The sequence below is a fragment of the Bacillus cereus group sp. MYBK220-1 genome, from assembly GCF_051916445.1.
GTDB lineage: Bacteria > Bacillota > Bacilli > Bacillales > Bacillaceae_G > Bacillus_A > Bacillus_A cereus.
The window spans coordinates 199,706-210,754 of sequence record NZ_JBQAGQ010000008.1 but is presented as its reverse complement, the minus strand read 5'-3'; the positions used below and the strand labels follow the sequence as shown (position 1 = coordinate 210,754).

Sequence of the window (11,049 nt, the reverse complement as noted above, 5' to 3'; positions counted from 1 at the left end):
GATCAGGTTGATAGGTTCGAGGTGGAAGCATGGTGACATGTGGAGCTGACGAATACTAATAGATCGAGGACTTAACCATATAATATGTAGCAAATGTTATCTAGTTTTGAAGGAATATGCCTTCATAGTTTGGTGATGATGGCAGAGAGGTCACACCCGTTCCCATACCGAACACGGAAGTTAAGCTCTCTAGCGCCGATGGTAGTTGGGACCTTGTCCCTGTGAGAGTAGGACGTCGCCAAGCAAGAACCTAAGTTATTTTGACTTAGGTTTTTTTGTGTTTATTTTTATTTACCGAATGCTATAATCCGTAAATTTAATAAAGCTACAGACGAAAAAAGAATGAAGTAGAGACTCTTTAAAATAATAGTAATGATTTTTTGTGTTCCTGATTTTCCTAATGTCGCTAAAGTAATACTTAAAATAGGACACATTATTTCTATCATAAGTATATATTTTAAATAATGAGATGCTATAAATATTTTATAATTACAGAAATTACTGCAATAGAGAAAAATAAATAGGATAATAGCATAGTTCTTTCTTTAACAGTTATCCTCCTTAGAAATTAAATCGTTATAATAATACAAGAGTGTATATATTTTGATTAAAAACATACTGAAGTGCTATTTAAACGATAAATACATAAAATAGATCTCTAGAAATATATATTCTAATTCCCTTTTCTTCTTGTATATAGTTGCAATTCTTCTTTTGAATATAACTAAAACACGAACGTTATTGACTGCTAATAAAAAAACATTCGATTATTTATTGACATTGTTTATGAAATATTGTTAATATAGCCATAGAAACAATAATATAAGACCTCATATAATCGCGGGGATATGGCCTGCAAGTCTCTACCTAACGACCGTTATTCGTTAGACTATGAGGGAAAGTCACTCGGTATTTTTCTATTCACAAGGGATACGTATGCCTGAGTAGAGCGCTTTCTCTCATAGTAAAAGAGAAACTGTTCTATTTCAGGCTTTTTTTATTTGAATCGGGGGGATTCTAATATGAAATCACTAGTTGGAGTCATAATGGGAAGTACGTCAGACTGGGAAACAATGAAATATGCTTGTGACATTTTAGATGAATTAAATATACCGTATGAGAAAAAAGTTGTATCCGCTCATCGGACTCCGGATTATATGTTTGAATATGCAGAGACGGCTCGTGAACGTGGATTGAAAGTTATTATTGCTGGAGCTGGTGGAGCAGCACATTTACCAGGAATGGTTGCAGCGAAGACAAATCTTCCTGTAATTGGAGTTCCAGTTCAATCAAAAGCATTAAACGGCTTAGATTCATTATTATCCATCGCCCAAATGCCAGGAGGTGTTCCAGTTGCAACTGTTGCAATTGGTAAAGCCGGTTCAACGAATGCTGGATTACTTGCCGCACAAATACTTGGATCATTTCATGATGATATACATGATGCATTAGAATTGAGACGAGAAGCGATTGAAAAAGATGTGCGTGAAGGTAGTGAGCTAGTATGACGAGAATCATTTTACCTGGAAAAACAATCGGTATTATTGGAGGCGGCCAGCTAGGAAGAATGATGGCATTGGCAGCTAAGGAGATGGGATATAAAATTGCTGTTTTAGATCCTACAAAGCATTCGCCATGTGCACAAGTTGCTGATATTGAAATTGTTGCACCATATGATGATTTAAAAGCAATTCAGCATTTAGCAGAGATAAGTGATGTTGTCACATATGAATTTGAGAATATTGATTATAGATGTTTACAATGGCTTGAAAAACATGCGTACTTACCACAAGGTAGTCAGTTGTTAAATACAACGCAAAATCGTTTTACAGAAAAGAATGCGATTGAGAAGGCTGGGTTACCAGTAGCAACGTATAGATTAGTTCAAAATCAAGATCAGCTTACAGAAGCAATTGCTGGGTTATCATTCCCTTCCGTCTTAAAAACGACGACAGGTGGATATGATGGGAAAGGGCAAGTTGTTTTAAGAAGTGAAGCTGATGTTGAGGCAGCAAGAAATCTTGTGGATAAAGCAGAATGTATTTTAGAGAAATGGGTGCCTTTTGAAAAAGAAGTATCAGTTATTGTGATTCGTAGTGTAAGTGGTGAAACAAAAGTGTTTCCAGTAGCAGAAAATATTCATGTAAATAACATTTTACATGAATCTATCGTTCCAGCTCGCATTACAGAAGAGCTTTCTCAAAAAGCAATTGCGTATGCAAAGGTACTTGCGGATGAATTAGAACTTGTGGGAACACTAGCTGTAGAGATGTTTGCTACAGATAATGGTGAGATTTATATTAATGAATTAGCGCCAAGACCTCACAATTCAGGACACTATACACAGGATGCATGTGAAACGAGTCAATTTGGTCAACATATTCGAGCAATCTGTAATTTACCTCTAGGAGAAACAAATTTGTTAAAACCAGTTGTCATGGTAAACATTTTAGGCGAACATATAGAAGGGGTCCTAAGACAAGTGAATAGATTAACCGGGTGCTATTTACACTTGTATGGAAAAGAAGAAGCAAAAGCACAGCGAAAAATGGGGCATGTTAATATTTTAAATGATAATATTGAAGTCGCTCTAGAAAAAGCGAAGAGTTTGCATATTTGGGACCATCAAGAACAACTGTTGGAGGGAAAAAGATGATTAGTCGTTATACACGCCCTGAAATGGGTGCGATTTGGACGGAAGAGAACAAATTTAAAGCGTGGTTAGAAGTTGAGATTTTAGCTTGTGAAGCATGGGCTGAGCTTGGCGATATTCCAAAAGAAGATGTTAAAAAAATTCGTGAACATGCATCATTTGATATTGATCGTATTTATGAAATTGAAAAAGAAACACGTCATGACGTAGTTGCATTCACTCGTGCTGTATCAGAAACGCCAGCATTAGGCGAAGAACGTAAATGGGTTCATTACGGTTTAACATCTACAGATGTAGTAGATACAGCATTATCTTACATCTTAAAACAAGCGAATGAAATTATATTAAAAGACTTAGAGAACTTTGTAAGCATTTTAGCTAACAAAGCGAAAGAGCATAAATACACAATCATGATGGGAAGAACACACGGTGTTCATGCAGAACCAACGACATTTGGTTTAAAACTTGGTCTTTGGTATGAAGAGATGAAACGTAACGTAGAGCGTTTCAAACAAGCTGCTGATACAGTTCGTGTTGGTAAACTATCTGGTGCGGTTGGTACATATGCAAATATCGATCCATTCGTAGAAAAATATGTTTGTGAAAATTTAGGATTAGAAGCAGCACCAATTTCAACACAAACATTGCAACGTGATCGTCACGCACACTACATGTCAACACTTGCACTAATTGCAACATCTATCGAAAAGATGGCAGTTGAGATTCGTGGTTTACAAAAGAGTGAAACACGTGAAGTTGAAGAAGCTTTCGCAAAAGGTCAAAAGGGTTCTTCTGCAATGCCACATAAACGTAATCCAATTGGTTCTGAAAATATGACTGGTTTAGCTCGTGTTATCCGCGGTTATATGATGACAGCTTACGAAAATGTTCCATTATGGCATGAGCGTGACATTTCTCACTCTTCGGCAGAACGCGTAATTTTACCAGATGCTACAATCGCATTAAATTACATGTTAAATCGCTTTGGTAATATCGTTAAAAACTTAACTGTATACCCAGAGAATATGAAACGTAATATGACAAGAACATACGGCTTAATTTATTCTCAGCGCGTAATGCTTACACTAATCGACAAAGGTATGGTACGTGAAGAAGCTTATGATATCGTACAGCCTAAAGCGATGGAAGCTTGGGAAACACAAGTACAATTTAAAGAGCTTGTAGAAGCTGATGAGCGTATTACAAGCAAGTTAACACAAGAAGAGATTAATGAATGCTTCAACTATGAGCATCATATGCAACACGTTGATACAATCTTTGAACGCCTTGGATTAAACGAAGCGTAAAATTTCATATGGCACAGAATAGAGTCATTCTGTGCCATTCTTTATAAAAATATTATTCACATTTTTCAAACTACAGGGGGCTTGCGAAATGCAAAAGCTAGAATTGCTGTATGAAGGTAAGGCAAAAAGAATTTATCGTACAGAATCAGCAGATATGGTTTGGGTAGAGTACAAAGATAGTGCGACTGCTTTCAATGGGGAGAAAAAAGAGACGATTACAGGAAAAGGTCGTTTGAACAATGAAATTACAACTTTATTGTTCAGAAAGTTACAAGAAGTGGGAATTAAAACACATTTTGTTGAGAAGTTATCTGAAACAGAACAACTTGTTAAAAAAGTGAGTATTATTCCTTTAGAAGTTGTCACAAGAAATGTAATTGCAGGAAGTCTTTCAAAACGATTAGGAATGGAAGAGGGAACTGTACTTGCAGAACCAATCGTAGAATTTTACTTCAAAGATGATGATTTAGGAGATCCGCTTGTAACGGAAGATCATATTCGTGTATTAAACGTTGCATCGCCAGAGCAAGTAAGTGTATTACGAGATATGGCTCTACAAATCAATCAAGTGTTGATTGATCATTTCGCAAGCTGTCGTGTAAGATTAGTAGATTTCAAATTAGAGTTTGGTGTAACGGAAGAAGGAGAAATCATTTTAGCGGATGAAATTTCACCAGATACTTGCCGTTTATGGGATGAAACGAGCAATGAAAAGTTTGATAAAGATGTATTCCGTCGTGATCTTGGAAATTTAACAGATGCTTATGAAGAGATTTTAAAACGTTTAGGGGGAATTTCACATGTATAAAGTTAAGGTATATGTAACATTAAGAGAAAGCGTATTAGATCCACAAGGAACAGCAGTAAAAGGAGCACTTCATAGTCTTTCATTCACAGAAGTACAAGACGTTCGAATCGGAAAGTACATGGAACTAACAATTGATAAATCTGTATCTGATTTAGATAGCAAGGTAAAAGAAATGTGTGAAAAACTATTAGCGAACGTTGTAATGGAAGACTTCCGTTATGAAGTTGAGGAGGTTGTCGCACAGTGAAATTTGCCGTAATAGTATTTCCGGGTTCGAACTGTGATGTCGATATGTTCCATGCAATTAAAGATGAGCTTGGCGAAGAAGTAGATTACGTTTGGCACGATACAGAGAATTTAGATGAATATGATGCAATTCTACTACCAGGTGGATTTTCTTATGGTGACTACTTACGCTGCGGTGCTATCTCTCGCTTTGCTAATGCAATGAAAGCAGTGCAAAAAGCTGCTGAGCAAGGAAAGCCGATTTTAGGTGTATGTAATGGATTCCAGATTCTTGTTGAATCAGGATTACTACCAGGAGCGTTAATAAGAAACGAAAACTTAAAATTTATGTGTCGCACTGTTCAGTTACGTGTTGAAAATAATGAAACGATGTTTACATCACAATATGAAAAAGATGAAATAATTAATATTCCAATCGCGCATGGTGAGGGGAATTACTATTGTGATGAAGCGACTCTTAAACAATTAGAAGAGAACAATCAAATCGCATTCCGTTACGTAGAAAACCCTAACGGTAGCGTTTCAGATATTGCTGGTATTGTAAATGAAAAAGGAAATGTACTTGGTATGATGCCGCACCCAGAGCGTGCTGTAGATGAATTACTTGGCGGTGCTGAAGGGTTAAAAGTCTTTCAATCTATCTTAAAACAGTGGAGGGAAACATATGTCGTTAATGCTTGAACCAAATCCAACACAAATTAAAGAAGAGCGTATATATGCGGAAATGGGGCTAACAGACGAAGAGTTTGCCATGGTTGAAAAGATTTTAGGTCGTCTGCCAAATTATACAGAAACAGGGTTATTCTCTGTAATGTGGTCTGAACATTGTAGTTATAAAAATTCAAAACCAGTTCTTCGTAAGTTTCCAACTACAGGTGAGCGCGTTCTGCAAGGACCTGGAGAAGGTGCTGGAATTGTAGATATCGGTGATAATCAAGCAGTTGTATTTAAAATGGAAAGTCATAACCATCCTTCAGCTATTGAACCATATCAAGGAGCTGCAACAGGTGTTGGTGGTATTATTCGTGACGTATTCTCTATGGGAGCACGCCCGGTAGCTCTATTAAACTCACTTCGTTTCGGTGAATTACAGTCACCACGTGTGAAATATTTATTCGAAGAAGTAGTAGCAGGAATTGCAGGATACGGTAACTGCATCGGTATTCCGACTGTTGGCGGCGAAGTACAATTTGATCCATGTTATGAAGGAAATCCACTTGTAAATGCAATGTGCGTAGGTTTGATTAACCACGAAGACATTAAAAAAGGGCAAGCGCACGGTGCTGGTAACACAGTAATGTACGTAGGAGCATCAACTGGTCGTGACGGTATTCACGGTGCAACATTCGCGTCGGAAGAACTATCTGAAAGCTCAGAAGCGAAACGTCCAGCGGTTCAAGTAGGGGATCCATTTATGGAAAAGCTTCTTATTGAAGCGTGTTTAGAATTAATTCAATCCGATGCACTTGTTGGAATTCAAGATATGGGTGCGGCTGGTTTAACATCATCATCTGCAGAAATGGCAAGTAAAGCAGGAATGGGTATTGAAATGTACTTAGATGATGTACCACAGCGTGAAACAGGAATGACACCATATGAAATGATGCTATCTGAATCACAAGAGCGTATGTTAATTGTCGTGAAAAAAGGTAGAGAACAAGAAATAGTAGATTTATTTGAGAAGTATGGTCTTGCAGCGGTTACGATGGGGAAAGTAACAGAAGATAAAATGCTTCGTTTATTCCATAAAGGTGAAAAGGTAGCTGAAGTTCCAGCAGATGCTTTAGCAGAAGAAGCACCAATTTATCATAAGCCATCAAAAGAAGCAGCATACTTTGCTGAATTCCAAGCAATGAAAATGGAAACGCCAAAAGTAGAAAATTATAAAGAAACGTTATTCGCTTTATTACAGCAACCAACAATTGCAAGTAAAGAGTGGGTATACGATCAATACGATTACCAAGTTCGCACAAGCACAGTTGTTACGCCAGGTTCAGATGCTGCAGTTGTACGTGTACGCGGTACAGAAAAAGGATTAGCAATGACGACAGATTGTAACTCTCGCTACATTTATCTAGACCCAGAGATGGGCGGTAAAATTGCAGTAGCAGAGGCAGCGCGTAATATCGTATGTTCTGGCGGAGAGCCACTTGCAATTACAGATTGCTTAAACTTCGGTAACCCAGAAAAACCAGAAATCTTCTGGCAGATTGAGAAATCAGTAGACGGTATGAGTGAAGCTTGTCGCACATTACAAACACCAGTTATCGGCGGAAACGTATCGATGTATAACGAGCGTAGTGGTGAAGCTGTATATCCAACACCAACTGTTGGAATGGTCGGACTTGTGCATGACTTAAAACATGTAACAACACAAGAGTTTAAGCAAGCTGGTGATTTAGTGTATGTAATTGGTGAGACGAAAGCTGAGTTTGGCGGAAGTGAATTACAGAAAATGATTCACGGCAAAATTTTCGGTCAATCACCAAGTATCGATTTAGATGTAGAATTAAAACGCCAAAAACAAGTATTAGAAGCAATTCAAGCTGGTCTTGTTCAATCTGCACATGATGTTGCTGAAGGTGGTTTAGCAGTTGCGATTTCAGAAAGTGCAATTGGTGCTAAAGGCTTAGGTGCTACTGTGAAATTAGATGGAGAAGCAACAGCAGCATTATTCGCTGAATCACAGTCTCGCTTCGTGATAACTGTAAAACGTGAAAATAAAGAGGCGTTTGAGAAAGTGGTAGAAGCAATCCAAGTTGGAGAAGTAACAAGTACAAATGAAGTAACAATTCATAATGAAGAAAATGAAGTATTACTTACAGCAAATGTAGATGAAATGAGAAAGGCTTGGAAAGGGGCAATCCCATGCTTGCTGAAATAAAGGGGTTAAACGAAGAATGTGGCGTTTTCGGAATTTGGGGGCATGAAAATGCAGCACAAGTTTCATACTACGGATTGCACAGTTTACAGCACCGTGGGCAAGAAGGCGCAGGCATTGTCGTAAATAATGGGGAAAAAATCGTCGGTCACAAGGGGTTAGGTTTAATATCAGAAGTGTTTTCAAGAGGTGAGCTAGAAGGATTAAATGGAAAATCAGCAATCGGACATGTACGATATGCAACAGCTGGTGGAAGTGAAGTTGCTAACGTTCAACCATTGTTGTTCCGTTTTTCCGATCATAGTATGGCGTTAGCTCATAACGGAAATTTAATTAACGCAAAAATGCTTCGTCGTGAATTAGAAGCAGAGGGCAGTATTTTTCAAACTAGTTCAGATACAGAAGTACTTTTACATCTTATTAAACGTAGTACGAAAGATTCTTTAATTGAAAGTGTAAAAGAAGCTTTAAACAAAGTGAAAGGTGCGTTTGCGTATCTTTTACTAACTGGAAATGAAATGATCGTTGCATTAGATCCGAATGGGTTCCGTCCGCTTTCAATTGGAAAGATGGGGGATGCTTACGTTGTAGCATCTGAAACATGTGCTTTTGATGTAGTAGGTGCAACATACATTCGTGATGTAGAACCGGGTGAATTACTTATCATTAATGATGAAGGAATTCACGTAGATCGTTTCACAAATGATGTAGAACATGCAATTTGTAGTATGGAATACATTTACTTTGCACGACCAGATTCTAATATTGCAGGCGTTAACGTTCATGCAGCACGTAAGAATATGGGGAAACGTTTAGCGGCAGAAGCTCCTATTGAAGCAGATGTTGTTACTGGTGTACCAGACTCTAGTATTTCAGCTGCGATTGGCTATGCGGAGGCGACAGGTATTCCATATGAGTTAGGATTAATTAAAAATCGTTACGTTGGACGTACGTTTATTCAACCTTCTCAGGAACTGCGAGAGCAAGGGGTTAAGATGAAGCTTTCCGCAGTAAGAGGTGTAGTTGAAGGGAAACGAGTTGTTATGATTGATGACTCTATCGTAAGAGGAACGACAAGTAAACGAATTGTTCGTATGCTTCGTGAAGCTGGAGCGACAGAAGTTCACGTAAGAATTGCTTCACCACCTCTGAAATATCCATGTTTCTATGGCATTGATATTCAAACGAGAAAAGAATTAATTGCAGCAAATCATACAGTAGAAGAAATCCGTGAAATGATCGGAGCAGATTCTTTAACATTTTTAAGCGAAGATGGATTAGTAGATGCAATTGGACGTCCATATGAAGGGAAATATGGTGGCCTATGCATGGCTTACTTTAATGGGGACTATCCAACAGCTCTTTATGATTATGAGCAAGAGCTTTTAGAAAGTATGAAATAAGAAAAGTGAAACAAGCTTCTACTTCTTTTGATGTAGAAGCTAGCTCCTTTCTTAAAATAGCCCGCCCTGGATGGGGAGAAATTAAAAGACGAGGTGTAAATAACGATGGCGAATGCATATAAGCAAGCAGGAGTAGATATTGAAGCTGGATATGAAGCGGTATCTCGCATGAAAAAACACGTACAAACAACTATGAGAAAAGAAGTACTAGGCGGTTTAGGCGGTTTTGGAGGTATGTTTGATCTATCAAAATTTGCATTAGAAGAACCTGTATTAGTATCTGGAACAGATGGCGTGGGAACGAAATTGATGCTCGCTTTTATGGCAGATAAACATGACACAATTGGTATTGATGCAGTAGCGATGTGTGTAAATGATATTGTTGTCCAAGGAGCAGAGCCGCTTTTCTTCCTTGATTATATTGCTTGTGGTAAAGCTGAACCTAGTAAAATTGAAAACATCGTCAAAGGTATATCAGAGGGCTGTCGCCAAGCTGGTTGTGCATTAATCGGTGGAGAAACAGCTGAAATGCCAGGAATGTATTCTACGGAAGAATATGATTTAGCTGGTTTTACAGTTGGGATTGTTGATAAAAAGAAAATTGTAACAGGTGAAAAGATTGAAGCTGGTCACGTGCTAATTGGCTTAGCATCTAGCGGTATTCATAGCAATGGTTACTCTTTAGTACGAAAAGTGTTACTAGAAGATGGAGAACTATCTTTAGAGCGTATTTATGGCCGCTTAGAACTACCTCTTGGTGAAGAATTATTAAAACCAACGAAAATTTATGTCAAACCTATTTTAGAACTATTGAAGAAACATGAAGTATACGGTATGGCGCATATTACAGGTGGCGGATTTATTGAAAATATTCCACGCATGTTGCCAGAAGGAATCGGTGCTGAGATTGAACTAGGATCTTGGGAAATTCAGCCGATCTTTAGTTTGCTTCAAGAAGTTGGAAAACTGGAAGAAAAAGAAATGTTCAATATTTTTAACATGGGTATTGGTATGGTAGTAGCAGTGAAGGAAGAAGATGCAAAAGATGTTGTTCGTCTTCTTGAAGAGCAAGGAGAAATGGCTCGTATTATTGGACGTACTATACAAGGAGCTGGCGTTACTTTTAATGGGGGCACAGCACTATGAGTAGATTAGCAGTTTTTGCTTCTGGAAGCGGATCTAACTTTCAATCTCTCGTTAATGCGGTAGAAGAAAAAAGATTGGATGCAGAAATTAGTTTATTAGTATGTGATAAACCAGAAGCACGCGCTGTTGGACGGGCAAATTATCATCATATTCCGTGTTTTGCTTTTTCAGCGAAAGCATATGAGTCAAAAGAAGCATTTGAAAAAGAGATATTAAAGAAGCTAGAAGAATATGAAATTGATTATGTTATTTTAGCTGGATATATGCGGTTAATCGGGCCGACGTTACTAGAAGCATACGGCGGGAAGATTATTAATATTCATCCATCATTACTACCGAGCTTTCCGGGTAAAGATGCTGTCGGTCAAGCGTTAGAAGCAGGTGTGAAAGTAACTGGAGTAACAATTCATTATGTAGATGCAGGTATGGATACAGGGCCAATTATTGCGCAAGAAGCAGTGGTTGTTTCTGAAGGGGATACGAGAGAAAGTTTACAAAAGAAAATTCAACAAGTTGAACATAAATTATACGTAAATACAGTGAATCAAATTGTTCAGTCTGTGAAAGAATCAACTGTTAACTAACATACAACCAGGGGTGAAGGA

10 protein-coding genes, 1 rRNA gene, 1 pseudogene and 1 riboswitch are annotated in these 11,049 nt (G+C 37.9%); of the genes and pseudogenes, 11 read left to right on the top strand and 1 reads right to left on the bottom strand.

All coding sequences use genetic code 11. From position 1 onward, the window contains the following. Nucleotides 1-128: 128 nt before the first annotated feature. Nucleotides 129-244, top strand: a 5S ribosomal RNA gene (rrf, locus tag ACTFRU_RS25010). Nucleotides 245-287: 43 nt separating this feature from the next. Here the strand turns inward: rrf and ACTFRU_RS25005 are convergent. Beyond that, nucleotides 288-535, bottom strand: a pseudogene (locus ACTFRU_RS25005) (hypothetical protein). Nucleotides 536-810: 275 nt separating this feature from the next. Then, nucleotides 811-912, top strand: a riboswitch (purine riboswitch). A gap of 110 nt (nt 913-1,022) precedes the next feature. Here ACTFRU_RS25005 and purE point away from each other — a divergent pair. The 10 genes from purE to purN all read left to right on the top strand — a co-directional run bounded on the left by purE (nt 1,023) and on the right by purN (nt 11,028). Further along, on the top strand, nt 1,023-1,508 hold the full coding sequence (gene purE, locus ACTFRU_RS25000) for a 5-(carboxyamino)imidazole ribonucleotide mutase (protein ID WP_000839365.1): 486 nt from the start codon (nt 1,023-1,025) through the stop codon (nt 1,506-1,508). Then, on the top strand, nt 1,505-2,656 hold the full coding sequence (gene purK, locus ACTFRU_RS24995) for a 5-(carboxyamino)imidazole ribonucleotide synthase (RefSeq protein ID WP_000196774.1): 1,152 nt from the start codon (nt 1,505-1,507) through the stop codon (nt 2,654-2,656). Before purE ends, purK begins: the two co-directional genes overlap by 4 nt. Beyond that, a complete protein-coding gene (gene purB / locus ACTFRU_RS24990; RefSeq protein WP_000625682.1) occupies nt 2,653-3,960 on the top strand; it encodes an adenylosuccinate lyase in 1,308 nt (435 codons plus the stop codon). The genes purK and purB overlap by 4 nt, the downstream gene beginning before the upstream one ends. 88 nt (nt 3,961-4,048) lie before the next feature. Next, nucleotides 4,049-4,768, top strand: a complete 720-nt coding sequence (purC, locus tag ACTFRU_RS24985) for a phosphoribosylaminoimidazolesuccinocarboxamide synthase (RefSeq protein WP_001170544.1) — start codon at nt 4,049-4,051, stop codon at nt 4,766-4,768. After that, a complete protein-coding gene (gene purS / locus ACTFRU_RS24980; protein WP_000278823.1) occupies nt 4,761-5,015 on the top strand; it encodes a phosphoribosylformylglycinamidine synthase subunit PurS in 255 nt (84 codons plus the stop codon). The genes purC and purS overlap by 8 nt, the downstream gene beginning before the upstream one ends. After that, nucleotides 5,012-5,695: a phosphoribosylformylglycinamidine synthase subunit PurQ gene (gene purQ, locus ACTFRU_RS24975; RefSeq protein ID WP_000666774.1), complete on the top strand. Its 684-nt coding sequence runs from the start codon at nt 5,012-5,014 to the stop codon at nt 5,693-5,695. The genes purS and purQ overlap by 4 nt, the downstream gene beginning before the upstream one ends. Continuing rightward, nucleotides 5,679-7,898 carry a phosphoribosylformylglycinamidine synthase II gene (gene purL, locus ACTFRU_RS24970; protein ID WP_000055564.1) on the top strand — a complete coding sequence of 740 codons (2,220 nt, stop codon included), beginning with the start codon at nt 5,679-5,681 and terminating at the stop codon, nt 7,896-7,898. The genes purQ and purL overlap by 17 nt, the downstream gene beginning before the upstream one ends. Further along, on the top strand, nt 7,883-9,298 hold the full coding sequence (purF, locus tag ACTFRU_RS24965; RefSeq protein WP_000879025.1) for an amidophosphoribosyltransferase: 1,416 nt from the start codon (nt 7,883-7,885) through the stop codon (nt 9,296-9,298). The genes purL and purF overlap by 16 nt, the downstream gene beginning before the upstream one ends. Before the next feature lie 105 nt (nt 9,299-9,403). Beyond that, complete coding sequence (gene purM, locus ACTFRU_RS24960) at nt 9,404-10,444, top strand: phosphoribosylformylglycinamidine cyclo-ligase (protein WP_001262439.1); 1,041 nt, start codon at nt 9,404-9,406, stop codon at nt 10,442-10,444. After that, nucleotides 10,441-11,028 (top strand): phosphoribosylglycinamide formyltransferase, encoded by a 588-nt coding sequence (purN, locus tag ACTFRU_RS24955; protein WP_000088589.1) that lies wholly within the window; start codon nt 10,441-10,443, stop codon nt 11,026-11,028. Before purM ends, purN begins: the two co-directional genes overlap by 4 nt. The last annotated feature ends 21 nt before the right edge of the window (nt 11,029-11,049 follow it).